14 protein-coding genes are annotated in these 19660 nt (G+C 37.8%); 6 read left to right on the top strand and 8 right to left on the bottom strand.

The annotated features are described in order from the left end of the window. Nucleotides 1-13: 13 nt before the first annotated feature. Both ACQY77_RS03515 and mgrA read right to left on the bottom strand, forming a co-directional pair. Nucleotides 14-2464: a TonB-dependent siderophore receptor gene (locus ACQY77_RS03515; protein ID WP_421939370.1), complete on the bottom strand. Its 2451-nt coding sequence runs from the start codon at nucleotides 2462-2464 to the stop codon at nucleotides 14-16. Nucleotides 2465-2602: 138 nt separating this feature from the next. Next, nucleotides 2603-3592 (bottom strand): L-glyceraldehyde 3-phosphate reductase, encoded by a 990-nt coding sequence (gene mgrA / locus ACQY77_RS03510; RefSeq protein ID WP_421939371.1) that lies wholly within the window; start codon nucleotides 3590-3592, stop codon nucleotides 2603-2605. 213 nt (nucleotides 3593-3805) lie between these two features. Between mgrA and ACQY77_RS03505 the strand changes: the two genes are divergently transcribed. After that, a complete protein-coding gene (locus ACQY77_RS03505; protein ID WP_421939372.1) occupies nucleotides 3806-4978 on the top strand; it encodes an aldose epimerase family protein in 1173 nt (390 codons plus the stop codon). A 43-nt stretch (nucleotides 4979-5021) separates the two neighbouring features. On the opposite strand, the gene ACQY77_RS03500 is transcribed toward ACQY77_RS03505, so the two are convergent. Further along, nucleotides 5022-5687 carry an HAD family hydrolase gene (locus ACQY77_RS03500; RefSeq protein WP_421939373.1) on the bottom strand — a complete coding sequence of 222 codons (666 nt, stop codon included), beginning with the start codon at nucleotides 5685-5687 and terminating at the stop codon, nucleotides 5022-5024. Nucleotides 5688-5869: 182 nt separating this feature from the next. Here ACQY77_RS03500 and ACQY77_RS03495 point away from each other — a divergent pair, with 182 nt between their 5' ends. After that, on the top strand, nucleotides 5870-6505 hold the full coding sequence (locus ACQY77_RS03495; RefSeq protein ID WP_421939374.1) for a Crp/Fnr family transcriptional regulator: 636 nt from the start codon (nucleotides 5870-5872) through the stop codon (nucleotides 6503-6505). Nucleotides 6506-6508: 3 nt separating this feature from the next. Here the strand turns inward: ACQY77_RS03495 and ACQY77_RS03490 are convergent, their stop codons facing one another. After that, nucleotides 6509-7192, bottom strand: coding sequence for a phosphatase PAP2 family protein (locus ACQY77_RS03490; RefSeq protein ID WP_421939375.1), 684 nt, complete (start codon nucleotides 7190-7192; stop codon nucleotides 6509-6511). 120 nt (nucleotides 7193-7312) lie between these two features. Between ACQY77_RS03490 and ACQY77_RS03485 the strand changes: the two genes are divergently transcribed. Then, entirely contained in the window at nucleotides 7313-7546 is a 234-nt protein-coding gene (locus tag ACQY77_RS03485) for a cold-shock protein (RefSeq protein ID WP_421939376.1), read from the top strand. Between the two features lie 405 nt (nucleotides 7547-7951). Here the strand turns inward: ACQY77_RS03485 and ACQY77_RS03480 are convergent, their stop codons facing one another. Next, nucleotides 7952-8302 carry a hypothetical protein gene (locus ACQY77_RS03480; protein WP_421939377.1) on the bottom strand — a complete coding sequence of 117 codons (351 nt, stop codon included), beginning with the start codon at nucleotides 8300-8302 and terminating at the stop codon, nucleotides 7952-7954. Nucleotides 8303-8515: 213 nt separating this feature from the next. Between ACQY77_RS03480 and ACQY77_RS03475 the strand changes: the two genes are divergently transcribed. Both ACQY77_RS03475 and ACQY77_RS03470 read left to right on the top strand, forming a co-directional pair. After that, entirely contained in the window at nucleotides 8516-9733 is a 1218-nt protein-coding gene (locus ACQY77_RS03475) for a sterol desaturase family protein (RefSeq protein ID WP_421939378.1), read from the top strand. Beyond that, entirely contained in the window at nucleotides 9723-10415 is a 693-nt protein-coding gene (locus ACQY77_RS03470; RefSeq protein WP_421939379.1) for a lysoplasmalogenase, read from the top strand. Before ACQY77_RS03475 ends, ACQY77_RS03470 begins: the two co-directional genes overlap by 11 nt. Nucleotides 10416-10498: 83 nt before the next feature. On the opposite strand, the gene pbpC is transcribed toward ACQY77_RS03470, so the two are convergent. Both pbpC and ACQY77_RS03460 read right to left on the bottom strand, forming a co-directional pair. Then, the gene (gene pbpC, locus ACQY77_RS03465; RefSeq protein WP_421939380.1) at nucleotides 10499-12877 is read right to left on the bottom strand and encodes a penicillin-binding protein 1C; all 2379 of its coding nucleotides are present in this window, start codon (nucleotides 12875-12877) and stop codon (nucleotides 10499-10501) included. Nucleotides 12878-12937: 60 nt separating this feature from the next. Next, nucleotides 12938-18520, bottom strand: a complete 5583-nt coding sequence (locus ACQY77_RS03460) for an alpha-2-macroglobulin family protein (protein WP_421939381.1) — start codon at nucleotides 18518-18520, stop codon at nucleotides 12938-12940. Between the two features lie 217 nt (nucleotides 18521-18737). Between ACQY77_RS03460 and ACQY77_RS03455 the strand changes: the two genes are divergently transcribed. Then, nucleotides 18738-19166 (top strand): nuclear transport factor 2 family protein, encoded by a 429-nt coding sequence (locus ACQY77_RS03455; RefSeq protein WP_421939382.1) that lies wholly within the window; start codon nucleotides 18738-18740, stop codon nucleotides 19164-19166. 82 nt (nucleotides 19167-19248) lie between these two features. Here the strand turns inward: ACQY77_RS03455 and ACQY77_RS03450 are convergent, their stop codons facing one another. Beyond that, a complete protein-coding gene (locus ACQY77_RS03450) occupies nucleotides 19249-19653 on the bottom strand; it encodes a hypothetical protein (RefSeq protein ID WP_421939383.1) in 405 nt (134 codons plus the stop codon). Nucleotides 19654-19660 lie beyond the last annotated feature (7 nt).

Below are 19660 nucleotides of genomic sequence, written 5' to 3'. Positions count from 1 at the left end.
ATATTTATTGATCTTAGAACTTGTAAGATAGGGTAGTCATGAACTGACGTGGTGCAATTGGATTTACACTGTAATTTTCGTGTACGAAGTAGTTTAACTCATTGGTGATATTAGATACTTTTGCCAATAATGAAACTTTTCTCCATGCGTAACCTGCAGAAAAATCAAAAGTAGTAAAACCACTTAATGGGATAATTCCTGTTGATGAATTGTTTTTTGTAGTATTTCTTCCTCCAAGACGATCACCTGTGTAAAATGCAGATGCACCGAGCTTTAGATTTTTAAATGTTCCTTCCTGGAAAGTGTAGAATAAAGTACCATTAGCAGTATTTTTTGTTGTTCCAACTAAACGTTCTCCCTCAACAATACCAGCCAACACAACCGGAGCACCAGTTGGAGGAGTAATAGTGGTAACATCTCTTGTTGATGTGTATCTCATATAATTGTAGGCATAACCAGCAATGAAATTTAAGCCTTTCACAATTGTTCCCGTTACGTCTAATTCTAAACCATCGCTGGCTGTACTACCAGAAAATTCTTTAATATTACTATCTGCGTTTGGTGTACCATCTGCTTTTACTAAGGCCTGTTGTGCAAAGTTGCTATTGTTGATTCTATACCAGGTTACGTTCACTGATAACCTTCCTTTTAATAAATCGTTTTTAACACCTACTTCATAATGATCGATGGTAGAAGGTGACAAAGGAGTTAGGTTAATATCTGTTCCAGAGTTTGAAACAAAATTGTTTGCATAGCTGGCGTAAATTGAAGTGGTTTTTAAAGGCTCGTATACCAATCCAACTTTTGGAGAGAAAGCTTTATCAATTTTGTCTGCAGTTGTTCCTGAAGTAACGTTACCTGTTTCAAGATTTGTAATTGAAGTAGTAGGTGTTTTTTGGAAAGTCCATCTGATTCCTGCTAAAACTTTGAATTTATCAGTTACAGAGATCAAATCCTGTACGAATGTTCCCAATCTGTAAACATTTGCCAGGGTATTGGTTGTAGCCGTTGTAGTCGGTTCAATACCTGATCCAAAATAAGTACCTGGATCTAATAAATTAACACTTCCATAGTTCAATGATGTTGCCTTTTTATCGTTGTTGTAATAGTAACCACCATCTGATTTTATCCTACTTTGATCAGCATCAGCGCCAAATAATAAAGTGTGTCCTAAAAATCCGGTTTTAAAATTACCATTTAGGTTAATTTGCTGATTGTAGGTAAATTCCTGTTGCTGACTTCTGGTTAAAGTTCTGGCTGCGATTCCTTGTGCATTTGCAAATGGTCGCTCAGCTCCGAAATAGTTACGGTTGTAAGATTGTAATGCACCTATAATGTTTAATTTCCATGAATCATTAAATACATGTGAGACATTTAATTGTGCTGTTGCGGTGTTTGTTTTGTTATAAGCCCAAGGAGCGTTAATGAAGGAACTTCTTCCAAAATCAACTATTTTGTTATCAACAGTTCCTACACCGAAATCGGGTGTGTAATCATTTTTCAGATAATCTCCTTGTAATAAAACTTCAGTTTTGTCAGAAACTTTGTAAAGTAAAGAAGGGTTAACATAAAGTTTTTTCGAATCAACATTATCTCTGAAACTTCCTGCATTTTCGTAGGTACCAATTACCCTAACAGCTAATTTTTTTGAAATTGGACCATAGATGTCGGCTATAGGTTTATAAAAGCTGTTGCTTCCGCTTCTCAAAGAAACTTCACCACCAGTTTCGAATTTAGGCTTTTTGGTTACCATATTTACTACAGCACCACCAGATACACCACCGTAAAGTAATGCAGAGCTTCCTTTTAATACTTCTACGGATTCTAAAGTACTGGCGTCTGGAACACCACCTATGGTAGTTCTTGCTCCATTTTTCATCACGTTATTTGAACCTAAGCTATATCCTCTGGCATAAAAATTTTCGCCAACAGAGCCTCTGTTAGCGCCTAAAGCAACCCCATTTGCATTTTTAAGTGCATCACCAAGGGTATTTATTTGTTGGTCAGCAATCACTTGTGTGCCAATAATTTGAACAGATTGCGGTAAATCCATTGGTGCAATGGCAACCTTACCTAAGCTCACTGGTTTTCTATTTGGTGTTTTATAACCGGTAATTGCTACCTCGTCCAATTGAGAAGCAGATTGGGCAATTGAAAAATCCAATTGATTGTTTTGATTGGCTATTACGGTTACTGATTTCTCCTGAGTAGAAACGCCAATGGCTGAAACTCTGATAGTATAAGTACCTTCCGGAACATTTTTGAATTTAAAACCGCCTTTTTCATCGGTTTGCGTGGTTTTAGAAGTGTTTTTCAGTCCAACACTTACATATGATGCCGGAATGCCATCACTTGTTTTAATTACACCTGAAATGCTTCCGTTTTTGGATTGAGCCATGACATTTCCTCCGAAAAGGAAAAACAATATCAATACTTTAAAGATTGAAGTAAATTTTAGATCCATTGTCTTTATTTAGATTAATTCTTAGTTGCCGCAAAGGAACTGTATTCCTTTGATATTTGCAAAATTATTTTTAATTATTCTAAATAAAGATGTGGGAGGTTTTAATACCTGCGAAGTTTGAAAACTTCGCAGGCTGGTTTATCCTAAAATTTCATCTATCAATTTAATTTCATCTGTGCTGAACTGGGTATTTTTTAATGATTGGATAGAATCTATAATCTGTTCCGGCTTGCTTGCACCAATGAGAACAGATGTAATTCGACTATCTTTTAAAATCCATGATAAAGCCATATGGGCTAGCTTTTGACCTCTGGATTTGGCCACATCATTAAGCCTGCTTATTTTTTGAAGACGATCTGGTGTCAGGTTACTTTCTTTAAGGAAAATACCACTGGTAGCCACCCTGGAATCGGCTGGGATGCCATGTAAATATTTATCGGTTAACATTCCCTGCGCTAAAGGAGAGAAGGGAATACAACCCACTCCATTTTCTTCCAAAACATCCAACAAACCACCCTCTACCCAACGTTCAAACATAGAATATTTAGGTTGATGGATGAGGCATGGAGTGCCGTTTTCCTTTAAAATCTTAATGGCTTTTGCAGCTTCGTTTGCCTGGTAATTTGAAATACCAACATATAAAGCTTTGCCTTGCTGAACCATCAGACTTAATGTGTTCATGGTTTCTTCTAACGGTGTTTGCGGATCTGGACGATGATGATAGAAGATATCCACATAATCCAGTTTCATCCGTTTTAAACTTTGATCCAGGCTCGAGACCAGGTATTTTTTTGATCCCCAGTCACCATAAGGGCCATCCCACATGGTATATCCAGCTTTACTGGATATAATCATCTCATCGCGACAGGCTTTAAAATCATCCTGAAGTATTTTTCCAAAGTTTTCTTCTGCCGAACCGGGAGGGGGGCCGTAGTTATTGGCCAGGTCAAAATGAGTAATACCGTTATTAAAAGCGGTGTAAATTAAGTTCTTGCTGTTTTCCAGCATGTTAACGTGGCCGAAATTGTGCCAAAGGCCAAGCGATACTGCTGGTAATTTTAAGCCACTTTTTCCACTGCGACGATATTCCATATTATCGTAACGTGTTGCTGATATATTCTGATTCATATTTGGGGTTCTGATTTCCAGCAATAATAATGAGATTTTATCAAATTCGGATATTCTATTTCGCCTGATCCAATTGCTATCAGTGCCTTGATACCTTAATGATAATTGGGTGAAATGATTTTGAAGTCCAGTTAACTAAAACGATTTATTTGTAAATATAACTGTTATTACTATATTTAAAACTTAATCTAAAAAAACCAAATATTCCATTCTATGAAATTAAGATCTATTACAGGCTTGGCCGCTTTAGCGAGTATAACTATAGCCTCATGTCAATCAGAAAGTAAAAAAGCTTCGGGTTCGGATAGTTTAAATGCTGATTCTACAGCTGTTGTTAAATTGGTAGCCGATTCATTTAAAAAAGAAATTGATGGTAAGCAAACCGCATTGTATACTTTAAAAAACAAACACAATGCATCAGCCATTTTTACCAATTATGGTGGTAGGTTAGTGAGCTTGTTAATTCCTAACAAGGAAGGTAAATTGGTGGATGTAGTGGTGGGATTTAAAAGTGTATCGGATTATGAAAAATCTACAGAACCTTATTTTGGTGCAACCATCGGTCGTTATGGAAATAGAATAGCTAAAGGCAAGTTCACCCTGGATGGTAAAACTTATACACTTTTCACTAACAATGGGCAAAATACATTGCATGGTGGCAAAAAAGGCTATCAATATGTGGTGTGGGATGCAACTCAACCCAATGACCATACCTTGGAACTCCATTATTTATCTAAAGATGGAGATGAAAATTTCCCGGGTAATTTAGATGTTAAAGTAACCTATACTTTAACTGATGATAATGAGTTGAAAATGGATTATGAGGCTAAAACGGATAAAAATACAATTGTAAACTTAACCAATCACGCTTTTTTTAATTTGAACGGAGACGGAAGTGGGAGTATTTTAAATCATGAAGTGCAAATTTTTGCAGATGAATACACCCCTGTAGATTCTACATTAATCCCTTCAGGTAAATTGGAAAAAGTGGCCGGAACCCCGTTTGACTTTACAAAAGCCACAACTATTGGAGCCAGGGTAGAAGATAAAAATGAACAATTAACTTTTGGTAAAGGTTACGACCATAATTATGTTCTAAATAAAACTAAAGGTATGGGCATGTTTCATGCAGCCATGGTTAAAGGCGATAAATCAGGTATTGTAATGGATATTTATACTCAGGAACCTGGCTTACAGTTTTATAGCGGAAACTTTATGCAAAGTAAAAATACTTTTAAAACAGGAGCGAAGGATGATTTTAGAACTGCTTTTGCGATGGAAACACAACATTTTCCAGATTCACCAAATCAACCAGCATTTCCAAGTACCGTATTGAAAGCAGGCCAGGTTTACAAAACCAGTTCTATTTATAAATTCGGCAATTAAAAATATGCTTTGGGGGATGTTGGTACGAGGCTAACATCCTCTTTTATTCAAAAAGTTTATCCAAAGCCGGGTCGTTATAATCTTCAATGAAAGTAATGATATTGGGATGGTTAAACTCCTGCTTTGTGTGCATTGTTGTAAGTACAATACACCTCATTCCAGCATTTAATGCGGCTTCTACGCCTTTAGGAGCGTCTTCAAAAACAATACATTCTTCTGGTTTAACCGCTAAAATATCTGCTCCCTGGCTAAATGTTTCGGGATCCGGTTTACTGTTTTTTACATCTTCTGCGCTTACGATAGCAGAAAAGTAAGATCGGATATTCAGGTTATCTAAAACAAAATTGATATTAAAAGGAATAGCTGCAGAACCGATAGCCATCAAAATACCAGCGTGTTTGGCTTTTTCCAGAAAGGTTGCTAAACCCGGAATTAAAGTTAAATGTTTTTTATAGGCAGCCTGATAACGACGTTCCTTTTCAATCGAAATCTGATCTATCTGATCCTGTGTGAAATGCCCAACTCCAAAAACACGTTCGAGCAAATCCTGATTTTTACCATACATCTCCTTCTTTACTGCTTCGAAACTAATTTTTGCACCGAGATCTGCTGTTAAAATATCATGCCAGGCATGGTTGTGAAAGGCCATATCGTTTATCATTGTCCCATTGAGGTCGAAAAGAAATGCTTTTGTTTGTGGATTGATCATGGCTGCAAAATTATCAGATTTTTTTTGCCCTTGTGTTAAATTAAAGTAATGCTACACTTTTTATAATTTATAAACTACACATTAACTTATTGTGATTTCTGAAATCCTAAATTTCAATGCCTCTTGTGTAGTAAAATATTTGGAAAATTGCCATTGAAATAATACATTGCATAACACAATAGGTGTATGATAAGTATATGGATGCGGTAAATAGGGAAATGGAGAATGCCCCTCTGATTAAGTTTTTTAATGGATTGGAACCACAAACTCCAGAGGTCATCGAAATGTGCATGGCTCACACATATAATGTGAAAGTTAAGAAGAATGCACTTTTGGTTTGTCCAGATGCAGTATGTACAGAATGCTTGTTTTTTATTGTAAAGGGCGCTGTAAGAGGCTTTATTATGGATGAAGACAAGGATATTACTGTTTGGTTAACGGATGAAAACAGTTTAATTGGAAATATTCGTAATCCGGGTATCCCAAAGATGAATTATAAGGAACATATGCAGGCATTGGAAGATACCGAGCTGGTTGTATTGCCTTATGATATCATTGACCAGATTTATACTAAGTTTCCTGAAACAAACATTCTGGGCCGAAAACTTCTGGCTATACATTATCATGTTTCTCAAGAAAGATCCATTCTTTCCAGAATTCCATCAGCGGAGGCGCGTTACAAACAATTTAAAGAAACACATCCCTTATTGCATTTCAGGGTGCCGGTAAAGTTTCTGGCATCATACTTAGGTATGCGTATAGAAACTTTAAGCAGGTTGAGGAAGAAATCAAAGCAGGAGCAAAATTTGATGGACTAATATTTAATTATTTTCTTTTTTAAAATAGAAATAACACATCGGAAATAGGCAGATTAATCCCAGTAACATTCCCCCAAGGGTATCTGTAAACCAATGCGCACCCAGATATATTCTCGATGGTGCAATCATAATCAATAAAAAAGCAGAGATAGAATTTATTACTATTCTGGTTCCTTTTGTGATCTGCTTCAAAGTACTCATCAAAATAATTAGAAATCCGAAGAATAAGAAGTATGAAAGTACGTGCCCACTCGGATAACTTTGAAACCGGAATACCTCTACCAACCTTACATGAAAGCCAGTGGGTCTGGGCCGGTTGATAATATTTTTTATTCCCAGAATAACTAAGCCTGAAAATAAAATAAAGGTGATAAAAAGCGCTTCCCGTTTAAATTTTTTCCAGTAGAAGATGGCTGCAACTACTAGTACAGATAATAATGAGTAAGGGATTTCGCCGAAGAAGCTTATGCCAAGCATAACTTTATCTAACCAGTTGGCGTGATACTTCTGAATGAGCAATGATATTCTGATATCTAAGGGTAATATCGGATGGTGGAAAATAAAAATACTTAGGGTAGTAAAACAAAAAATAAATAAAATGAAAAGTGATATGGTGATATTCTTTTTAAAAAGCATAGGTATTTTACTAGTGAACTCAAAACTATATAATTTATTCTTCTTCTCCATTTAAATACTAATTTTTAAGTATTGTATCCTCTGTTTATTGATCCGAAATTGCTTTTTTTTTGCATTAAGTGAATGTGATTGAAAATGAAGTGTTTATCAGTAAGAAAAACTTAATGAATCATGCCTAAAGGAGAAGTGAGATGGTATAATGCTGAACGAGGATTTGGCTTTATTGCCCCAGATGATGGAACTGAGCTGCTGTTTGCAGATAGTGAAAAATTCCTGTCTAAATTAAAAGAGCCTAATGTTGGGTCGATAGTGAATTATAAGGTCTTAGTTCATAATAAAGGCAAGGAAGCCATAAATATAGCGGTTGTTGATCAGGACCTTACCTTTCCCCTTGGTAATGCTTAAGATAGAAGCTTTAAGAGTTGAAAACAGATTGGAAGCTTAGCCAAGCTGAAATGCCTGTCAGGTAAACGCTGCATTTGAAAGCTGCAGGAGTTTAAACATTTATCGGTTTTGTCCTGAAAAGCAGTATTTCTGTAAAGGATTTACAGTGTTCTGTGTAAGTCTTTGTGAAATATCAAATGTAATTGCAATCTTCGATCCCAGATCATAAGGATATCTAACTATTGCAGGCAGTGGATTGGGATTTACTGCACCAAAAGCATCTCAAAGTAGTTTTAGTTCATCATATTACCCATAAATTAACGCTCAAACTTAAAGTTCACCTCCTGTATCATGGAGGTGCTTTAGGTTTTTATGAATTCATCCGGTATTGGTTGATTAGGCAAGCTACCTGGCAGGTGTAGTTTTTTATTTCACTACAATTTGTTTTGGCTCTGTTACTATAATCTGCATTTTACCTTTAAACTCGGAAATTACACCAGTTACACAAATGTTATTGCCCAAAAACATGCTGGCAGGTTCTGCAGAAAATTTTGCAGCATCTTCTTTATTTATCACTATTGTAATCAGCTCTTTTGGAAAGGCACCTCCTAAATTGATCAAATTTATTTTTTCAAATGCTTTTGTGCTGTAAACAGAATCACAAATGGTAACTGTTTTACCTAAATATTGCTTGGCATCTTTTGAGAGAACTAAAGTTTGACTTTTAGCCTGGTATGCAACGATTATTAAGAATAAAATAACAAATATTTTTTTCATAAAAGCGGGATGATGGTGATCAAAGTATACCAGAGTTGAATACTTTGGAGAAACAAAGTTAAGCATCAGAGATTAGAAAACAATAAGTATGGAAAAATACCCGTAAATATTACATGTTGTCCATTTTATCTTCCTGTGAAAATGCTTAAATTGAAATAAATTCTAACCAAGGCACAAGTTCTGTTAGAGATGTATTGTGCACAGTTTTCAAACATGAAGGTAGATTACATTGCACTATCAGTACCTGTTTTTTTTATCCTGATCGGGATAGAGCTGGCTTATAATTTTTATAATAAGTTTAATTACTATCGATTAAATGATAGCATTTCAAACCTTAGTCAGGGTATAGGACAGCAGCTTACTGGTATTTTCATGAAAGCAGCCTTGTTTTTCGGCTATAAGTATATTTTTGAACATTGGAGATTATTGGATCTTCCAAGGAACGTTTGGGTTTGGATAGTGCTTTTCATCGGTGTAGACTTTTTCTACTACTGGTTTCATCGGATGAGTCATGAAGTAAACGCGTTATGGGCTGCACATATCGTTCATCATCAATCTGAAGAATATAATTTAACAGTTGCATTACGACAAAGCTGGTTTCAGGGCTGGTTTAGCTGGGTGTTTTACCTGCCATTGGCTTTTGTTGGTTTTGATCCGGTAATGTTTTTAACCTTAAGCTCGTTTAATACCCTTTATCAGTTTTGGATCCATACCAGGGCAATTAAGACCATGGGATTTTTGGAACATATTCTAAATACGCCTTCACACCACCGTGTACACCATGGTTCTAACCCTAAATATATTGATAAGAACCATGCAGGTACATTAATTATTTGGGATAAGCTATTTGGAACTTTTCAGAAGGAAGACGAACCGGTTTATTATGGAATTACCAAGCCTCTGGCAAGTTGGAATCCAGTTTGGGCTAACTTCCATTATTGGGGTGATTTGATCCAAACAGCAAAGAAATCGCCAAATTGGAAAGATAAAATCAAAGTGTTTTTAAAGCCCCCTGGCTGGTATCCGTCACATTTAGGTGGTTTTCAGCATGCACCAGAAATTGATACTTTACGTTATCAAAAGTATAATCCAAGCTATCATCAGCAAATAAATGGATATGTCGTTTTCCAATTTTTAATGGCTTTGATTGCCGGATCAATCATTTTATTTTCTTATCATAAATTGGAAATATTACCACTAGTGAGTGCTGCTGTATTTACCATTTTAACTTTAATTACTTGCGGTGCATTACTGGAGCAAAAGATGTGGCAGATAAAATTTGAATACATCAGGTTAACAGTTGGATTGATATTGTTAATCTTGTTAAGCTTTCCCGTAGGTTATCAAGTTATTTTTGGCGGTGTAATGCTAATATCCGTAATTTGGTTCTACAAATTGCAAACATCAAATTTCGAGTCCGATGAAGACTAAATTATTTTCCTTTCTATTTTCCATTGTTTTTATTCTTCAGCTGTATGCGGAATATACTGCGAATGCCTCGGTTCGTAATTTTACCAAACCGCTTATCGTTATTATTTTGGCAACCTGGTTGGTTTCTGCAACCAGGTTAAGGGGTAGATTTCATAAACGTATCTTGGTAGGATTGATTTTTGCATTGTTAGGTGATGTTCTCCTGATGTATCAAATTAATCAACCCAGTTTCTTTATTTATGGATTGATAGCTTTTTTACTCTGTCATATTTTTTATATCCGCGCTTTTATATTAGATCATAAATCTAATCCAGACTATAAAAATCCTTATTTTTTATGGGCGGTTGGTGCTTTTGCAATTTTTTGCTCAGGGCTGTTTTTTTATTTACAACCCCGTCTTGAGGCTATGCAATTTCCGGTTTTAATGTATGCAATCATCATCACTGTGATGGCGATAATGGCAGTAAACCGATATGGAAAAGTAAATCTGTTTAGTTTTAACCTGATTTTATATGGTGCACTTTTCTTCCTGCTATCCGATAGTGTGTTGGCCGTGAATAAATTTAGTCATCCAATACCTCAAAGCGGAGCATTAATTATGGCCAGCTATATGATTGCTCAATATCTGATCGTGTATGGAACCGTGGAACGGAGATTGGTGGTTACTCAGACGGAAGTTTGATGTGATAAATGAATTTTTCTTTAAGCTGAATTGCTCGACTTATTTGAACATTTAGAATTGAGAGGAAGAACCTGAAATAACAGTTATTTTTTTTGCTCTTTATCCAAAACGGTAAAATACTGAACCAGACGTTCTCCATTTTCATCTACTAATGTTAACGTATGCTTACCCGGAGCAGGATTAACCGCCAATTGATGATAGTTTGCTGTGGTAGCCACATATTCGTTATCGATATGCCAGTAAATCTTGCTGTTGTTGCTTCTATGTGCAGCATTTAACACTATTTTGCCCCTGGTACCGTCAATTTCCAATGGGATATAGATTGAAGCTCCGTTTTTTGGATAGATTAATTCCATTGTTCCGGCATTACTCCCCATATCACAACCTGGTTTAAAAGGAGGCAAACTTCGGTAATCGCTGTTTTTAATTTTATAATAATATTCCATGGCAGGAGGCAGTATAAACCAGTTTTGGTGTTGCATATTAATTACCTGCTCACATTGATCATTTACCCGGTAAGTACCTGTTTGATCTAAATGAATTCGTTTATGGAAGGGGCAAATGATTGTTTTTTCGCCAGCTGTGGGGATAAGTTCTTCTATTGCTTCCTGGCAATATTCACCTGCTTTATAGCCACTCTGTTTGCAAATTTTGGCTTTTTTTAGCTTCGTTATGGGGATTTCAAACCATTTACCATTGGGTAATAATCTAAAAATATCAAATAGTACCGGTGCTGCAGCCTCTATACCCACTAATCCGGGACGGCCTTCTCCATCGGCATTGCCTACCCAAACGCATACCACATATTGTGGCGTTAAACCGATTGCCCAGGCGTCTCGAAATCCAAAACTGGTTCCGGTTTTCCAGGCTATTCGTTGTGAAGATGAAAATTGCTCCCATAAACCTTCATCACCCGGACGCATCACTTCTTCCATCGCATTGAAGGTTGACCAAATGGCCCCGTGATCCAGATGGGAGGTACGCTCTTCGCCATTACCTTCTGATTTTAGATTTGAGATATAATTTGCGGACTGATAATCTGCAGGATTATATAATCCTTTGTAGGTATTGAAATGGTTCAATGTCCTCACCATTCCTAAATATGTATTGGTCAAATCCCACATCGTTACCTCACTGCCACCAAGAATAAGCGATAAACCATAATGATCTGCGGGTTGGTTTAACGTGCCAATTCCAAGCTTTTTAAGTTTATCGTAAAAACGCTCATACTTATACTGCTGAAGCATTTTTACCGCAGGGATATTTAGGGATCTGCTAAGGGCCTTATCAGCCGCAATTGCACCATCGTAGCCTAAATCGTAATTTTGAGGTGAATAGCCGGCAATTTGAGTAGGGATATCAGGTATTAATGTGTGTGGCAGAATGAAACCATCATTTAACATACTGGCATACAACAAGGGTTTTAAAGTACTCCCCGGACTTCTGGGGGCTTTGATCATATCAACGTGACTTTCGAGAGCCATATTTTCCGGCTGGTAAATATTTCCTACATAAGAGACAACTTCTCCGGTTTTGGCGTCTAAAATTAAAGCAGAGATGTTATTAATATCATTTGCACGGTATCGGTTGTTATAACGTTTTAGAATGCCGTTAACTTTTAGTTGGATATCTTCATTCAGGGTTGAGGTAATTTTGGTTGCATTAAAACCTAAACTTGCTCCTTCTGCCTTGAAGCGATTTAATAAGTGGGGTGCATGTTGTGGCAGGGGTAAGGGTTTACCTGGCACAGGTTCAAGCTTGGATAAATTGGCCGTTGTTTGATCGATTACCCTGAGTTTAACCAGTTTATCTAGCAGGTCATTTCTCTTTTTGATTAAACGGGCTGAATTTTTTCCTGGATGAACCAGCGAGGGGCTGTTAGGAAGGACTGCCAGTGTAGCCATTTCGCCCCAGGAAAGACTTTCCGCATTACGGCCATAATACCGCCAGCTGGCTGCTTCAAGTCCGACAACATTACTTCCAAATGGCGCATTGGCAGCATATAATCCTATGATTTCCTCCTTGTTGTATTTTAATTCCAGTCGAAGCGCTAAGATCACCTCCAGAAGTTTTTGCCAGAGGGTTCGGTCTTGCTTTCGTGAGAGGCGAATAACCTGCATGCTTAAAGTACTTCCACCACTAACTACATTTTTGGCTTTCCAGTTTTGGCGCATGGCCCTGCTCATGGCCAGGAAATCAATTCCGAAATGCTGGTAATAACGTTTGTCTTCAAAAGCAATGATACATTTTTTAAACTTCTCCGGAACACTGTCCGCAACAGGGAAACGCCATTGCCCGTCGGTTGCGATAGCCGCACTCAGCAGATGCCCATTGCTGGCTTCAATCACATAAGAGGTAGGCGATTTGAATAATGTTTTAGGAAGTGCAAGCAGAAAAAACAGCAGCAGCAAAAAACATATAATGTCTGAAACAATAAAGGCTCTCGGGATTTTATTATTCATGGATTAAAGAAATTAAACCTCGCAGGCATTATCTACGAGGTTTAAAGTTTTGATTCTTATTTATTTAACCACCTGCACCCATTTGCCGGCTTCTGTTGCAGAGATATCATTGTTGTACATGGCTTCGCATTGAACGGCAGATAAATAATATTTGCCGAGATAAGATGCATTTAACAGCACTTTGTAGACCAGACTTTCATTTTCACGAATATTGAAGTAGGTGAAAACACGGTCATCCCTGATGTCTTGATAAGTGAATGGAGATGAAGCCAGGATGCTTTGGTTATCATTTACCCTGGTGTTAATAATTTCCCAGCCTGAAGGGAAAATTTGTGTCAAGGCCATTTGTTCGTAATAACCCATTTGTCCTGGGTTTTTAATGGTAACTTCTGCATAAAAATCAGTTCCCTGTTTAATGGTCGTTGGGTCTAATGGTGTACCATTTAAGCGTTTATAACTGACACTCATGTCTAACACCTCCGGACGATTAGGCAGGAAATTATTTTGCCCTGCAAGGGGCTGTCCTGATAGTACCAGTCTGATAAAGAGTACATTGTTTCCATTGTTGGTAAGCGTGGCTGTATTCCCTTTGAAGCCAAGTGAAGTGCTGTTGATGTACTGTGTACTATTGATATTGCCTGCTTTTCCATCCAATGTATATTGATACTGCAGTCTGTTTGCTGATTGATTAGAACCGCAGAATTTTGCTATTGCCAATAAACTGTAAGCGGTGGTTTGTGTGCTGTACCAGGTGTTTTCGCCTAATTTAGCCGCTAAAGGTAGCAGGAGTGAAGCTGCTTTCGCTTTTTGGCCCAACAAGGTGAGGGTTTCCAGAATCATTGCATTATCACGAACATCAGAACCGTAAGTGCCTCCCAGCTGATTGTATGGTTTGACAGCTGTATCCAGTCCCCGAATCATATTTTGAGCAATATCATTTTGTCCGGCTAACTTATACGCTGCTGCCAAGCGCCATTTAGCTGCTACAGATAAATATTCGAATGCACGCAAGCGGTTCATTGCAGCCATTTCTGGTCTCTTAGCAAGTGCAAGCGTATACAACCGATAGGCTTGGGCTAAATCTCCACCATAAAAATTATTGCTGTTTGGAGCCCAGCTATTTGCTTTTGTTTTCTGGAATCTCATCAGTTCTTCTAACAAGCCTACAGGAAGTGTGTAGCCGGCGTTTTGAGCTTCAATTAAGAAATGGCCGGCGTAGTTGCTTCCCCATTCGTCAGAGCTGCCTTCTCCAGGCCAGTAAGATAAGCCGCCATCGGTACTTTGGAAACCTTTCAGTTTGTTAATTCCAGCTTTGATATTTTTCTCCGTTGAAGCTTTTTGTTGTGCATTTAATGGCGTTAGGCGATCTAAGTAAAGCTGTGGAAATACACCCGAGGTTGTTTGTTCGATACAACCATGAGGATATTGAATCAGATAGCCTAAACGTTTACTCAGGTTAATTGCTGGAATAGAAGACACTTCCAGGGTACCTGAATTGGTGCCAGCCATGCCAATAGGGGCGTAATTAACTGCCCATTTAGTATGTGGTTGTACCGTTGCCGATACCACATTAGTGACATAAGGATTTGGATTGCGGATGTCCATTTCCACATCGTAAGCAGTTTTTTCAGCACCACTTTGTGCTAACACCCGGACTTTAGCAATGCCTACCTGATTTGGAGCTTTTACTTCAAAATAAGCCATTTGCTCACCAGTTTGTTTATAATACAATTGTGTTTTATTAGCACCTTGCACAATGAGGTTGCTGGCTTGTAATTGCACAGAGACATTTTTTAAGTTACTTTCTGTAGCAAAAACCGTTACCGGAAGGGTAAAGCTTTCGCCCGGGCCAATAACCCTCGGTAAGGTTGCAAGTACCATTAAAGGTTTTTTCACCTGAACAGATTTTTCTGCAAAACCATATGCGGCTTCCTGGCCGGCTACCACCATTGCCCTAACCGAACCGATGTATTGTGGAAGTTTGAATTTATGGGTTTTCTGTTCACCTTTACCAAGTGCAAAAGGCCCCATAAACTTAACCACGGCTTTGAATCGGTTTGCTTTTGCCGGATTAAGATTTTTGTTCACTGTACCATCACCACCAATACTGAGAATCCGTTCTAAATTTCCACCCCAGGCACCCAAAACATAATCAAACAAATCCCAGGTTTTTACACCAAGTCCCTCTCTAGCGTAAAAAGCACTGTGCGGATCAGGCGTTTTATAGCGGGTTAAGTCTAATAAACCTTCGTCTACCAAAGCAATGGTGTAAGTCATCGCCTTACCGTTTTGCTCAGCTACAGTAATGGTGTTTTCCGTTTCAGGCTTAATTTTATCAGCCATTTTGATGGTTGGCTTTAAAATTGTTTGCGGATTTTCTATCGAAAGCGGGATAGCACCATACATCCTGATCGGGAGGTCGTTAACTGTTTGCGCATGCGGTTGTAAAAGCGTAACGTTGGCGAAAACGTTGGGCGCCATTTCTTTTTCTGCCTTGAATTTAAATTGTGTTTGACCTTGTTTGGTATCTACCCAGAAAGTTTTGAGCACCCGGCTGCCATTTTCGATTGAGATCAATGCTCGTCCGTTTTTACCTGTCGGGATGGTCAAGGTAATTTCTTCTCCAACTGAGAATTTTTCTTTATTGGCTGTAAAAGAAAGCATGGAGGCTTCTGTAGGATTGCTGCCCTGCTCTCGTTGAGCCCAGCCCGGCCAATCAATATAAACAGATTTACCGGTAACGTGGCCGCCATTTAGATCCCTTACTAAAATCAAATATCTTCCCCATTCCGGTTCATCAACTCGTAAATTCCAACTGCCTTTTCCGTTTGTCAGATTTACCTGGTGACTTTCAATCAGTTTATTGTATTGATTTTGAGTGAAGTTAGCATAGGTATATTGGTTGTCTTGTTCCCACCACCATCGCCATTGCGTTTTGTAAAGTTCAACCTGAACAGTTTTAGATCCGGCAATTAATTTACCGCCAGTATTCACATTGACAATTTCTATTTTATGATCTTTGCCTGTAACCAGCATGCCACTTAAGCGATCTCCCTGAGGAGCTTTAACGCCTAAATAGCTGTGGTACACGTGATAGGGGATGCTGAAGTTATCAATGCTGAAATTTCCTCCAGGTTCGAATACTTTAGTGGTAAAGTTTGCCCTTAGCACACCCGGAGCTGCATTTCCTTCATTCAAATTAGTATTGATAGTTGCTGTTCCATTTTGATTGAGTGAGCCTTCGAAAATGGTTTTTACCTGAGATTGAAAATTGATCGTTGGGTTATCAAAACTGAATCCTTCAAAACCTTTAAACCTGGTTTCTGTGGTATTCAGATTGACATCTACTTTTGCCCTTAAATTTTGTGCTACTGCACCAAAAAGCCACTTGGCAGACAGGGTAGCGGTTGAAGTTCCTGTTTCTAAGTATGTTCGATTTCCTACATTAAAGTCAATCTTCAATCGATTTGGCATAACCGTTTCTACTTTTAGCGTTCGGCTAAAAGTTGCTCCACCCGCTTTTACTTTAGCCAGCCAGTTTCCTGTTGGTGCAGTGCTTTCGGTTGCTGTTTTGAAAGTATAAAACCCGTTTACAGGTTTTCCATTAATCAGCCTTTTGTACAGTTGGCCTTTAGGATTGTAAAATTCCATGGTAACAGGGTAGTTTGCAGGTAATTTCTTTTGTTTATCTTCTAAAATGAAAGACACATAAAGACTGTCACCTGGACGCCAAACGCCACGTTCGCCATAAATAAAGCCTTTTAAGCCACTTTGAACAACATCGCCACCAACATCGAAACGACTAAGTGGGAGTGAGCTCCCGTCATCTAATTTTAAGTATCCTCTTTCTGAACCGTTCTTGGCAATCAGAAGAAACGGCGTTCTTTTTAAATCAAATGAGGCAAATCCATCACCATCAGTTTTAGTGGTAAACATAATTTGCTTTTGATAGTCCATCAGTTCTAAGTTTACACCACTAAGCGGTTTGGCCGTTAACAAATCCGTTGCTACGATAAGCATGCTGTTGTCATTTCCTCGTTTGGCTACCAAACCAATATTGGAAGCAATTAGGTTCCTGCTCGCCCAACGCTCATTGGTGTAGAAGGATGGTGTACAGGGGTTGTCACGATCTGTCCAACGATAATTTTGTGGGTAATAGTTATTGTATCTTTGCCAAAACTCATCATCTTCATCAATTTTTTCACCATAACCTTCGTATTCTTCATATCCCTCTCCTTGATCATTATTTTCGTTATTTGCCTTACAATTGTAAGCATTATATTCATGACGGAACGCTATCGTAACCCTATACATGGCACCAGGTTCGGTTCGGATCATTTTGTCCAAATCCAATGTGAAACGATTCTTTTTATGGAGATTTAAGGCTTTATCTTCATCCAACCGGATAGTTTTTTGAAGGATTGGTTTAGCAACCCGTCTTAACTCATTTCCGTCTTTATAGCTGTTGCTTTGGAAGAACTGAGGAATATTGTTTTCATAAATTTTAATTACGGTAACATCAACTGCTTTTAAGTTAATGGCTTCAAAAGGCAACACCAATTTACCCGAATTAGGTAAAATTGTACCAGCTCCAGCAATAGTTACAGCAGGAATTTTGTCTTCAAAAGTGAGGTTAGCTGTTTTGCCATTGCTTAATTTTTTACCATTTATATTTTCTACACCTGCATTGATGTTAAAGTTATAATTGCCTTTTAATTCTTCTGCAGCATATACTTTAACCTGACTGGCATCTATGGTATAGCGTAAATCGGTTAAATTTCCAAGGGTAATCATACCGGTAAGATCCTGTCCAACACCAATAGGTTCGGAGAATTGCACCAGGGCATAATCTTCTTCTCCCTGAATGGCTTTCATATCCAAAACCTCGAATTTATTAATTGCCGGAACACGAACTTCTATCTCGCCTTGTTGGTCGGCATCAATAGCATCCCCATCCCAGGTTAATTTTAAAGTCTGATCTGAAGATTTCTTTTTAATGCTATCTATGGTAAATTTAGATGTGTTTTTTCCGGGGTCATGTTGCCACTTTACTGCTAATTTCTGAGCAAAATCGAGCGTTAGTATCTTTTCAATGGCTTGGGTTTCTTCAACATCGGCAGTTAGTACTTCGCCTGTCAGCTTCATATATTCCAATGAAGTATTGTTTTGCGAAACCAAACCATTTTGATTCAGTATTACTCCAGGCGTAATTACTTTAAACTCGAATTCAAAATCTTCGAGACCTTTTTCCGTGGCAGAAACCTCCGATAATTTAAAAGTGGCTTCGTAGGTTTCACCTGATTTTAAAGGTTCTTCTGGCCTGAATTCTACTGTTTGAGGATCTATCCAATAGGTTTTTCCTTTAATGGACGGAGAGAAGTCGAATAATTCTCTGGAATCTGCTTTTCCAAGGTCTTGCATGCCTTGCGCAGCATTGGCTAAATGAACCCTGATAAAGCTTTTCTTAGAAATGGTTCCCGAAGTGTAGGCTTCGATGTATTTAGCATAGGCCTGGTTATCTTCCAGATTTTTTTTCTTTCGATTAAAAAAAATGAATGCAATAGCACCAATTGAGAGTGCCAATAAGCCAATAAAGATGAATTTCTTTTTGGACGAAGACCGGTAATTAGATGTGTTTTCCATGTTTGAAAATAGGTAGTGTTCAAAGATAGTCTCAGACTAAAATAGGGTAGAATATTTATAGTCAGTTTTTAAGGGTTTTACCTTGAGTAATTATAATTAAGTTGAAAAATAACTAAAATTACCGTTAAAATAAATTTTTTTAAAAATTACAAGCTTAATTTGCTAGTGCTGATGGAATTGGATATGTTTACGGATATCATTCATTTAACCAAATACCATGAAAAAAATATTGATTTACCTTAGCTTTTTTATGATGTCTATTCAACTTTCTTCTGCTCAGCAAAACGATATCGAAAATGCTGTGAATACTTTAACCAAATTAATGATCACTCCAGACAGTGCTGCTTTAGATAAATTGGTGCTGGATAAGCTTAGTTACGGCCATTCAAGTGGAAAAATTCAGAATAAACGGGAGTTTATGCATTCCTTGTTATCCGCTGAATCTGATTTTGTAGAGATTAATTTATCCGATCAAACGGTGACTGTTCAAGGCAAAACAGCCCTGGTTAGACATACATTAAGTGCCAAAACCAATGATAAGAATGTTCCGGGAACAGTAAAATTATATATCCTTTTAATTTGGTCCAAAGAAAAAGGAGGCTGGAAGTTATTGGGAAGACAGGCCGTTAAGGTGCCGGTGGTTTAGTTTTGAGTCTTGAGTTTGGAGTTGGGAGTTGGGAGTTGGGAGTTGGGAGTTTGATATAATGCTCCAAACTCCGAGCTCCAAATCATTTTATCATTACCCCTGGTCTGTTTACCAATGGGATTTTAATTAAATTCGAGTCTATTATGCTTTCCGGGAGAAAGATGAATTTTTTATCATAGATGGTTGAACCAATGTAGTAGCTCAACCAGTATTCATTTGTTAGTCCAAAAACTTCAGGATCTATTGCTTCTACGCCTGAAAAGGCATGTGCATCCATATCGCCTATAAAATGTCTTAATATAGAAGTTTTTACAGGTTTTCCATCCTTTTCTCCATATCCTTTTGAGCTGATGAGTACATTAGTTATTGGCTGATCTTTTAAATTGACAAGGTAAACTGTCCAGTTTTTTACTTCTGGAGTTTCACTCATCAATACCACTGCCATTGCAATATCTTCAACTATATTTTCTGGTAAATCTGCCTTCACAATAAAT

It is taken from the genome of Pedobacter sp., from assembly GCF_965279535.1.
Taxonomy (GTDB): domain Bacteria; phylum Bacteroidota; class Bacteroidia; order Sphingobacteriales; family Sphingobacteriaceae; genus Pedobacter.
Note: the sequence above shows the minus strand (reverse complement) of the source record. Positions and strands in the feature narration are given on the sequence as shown.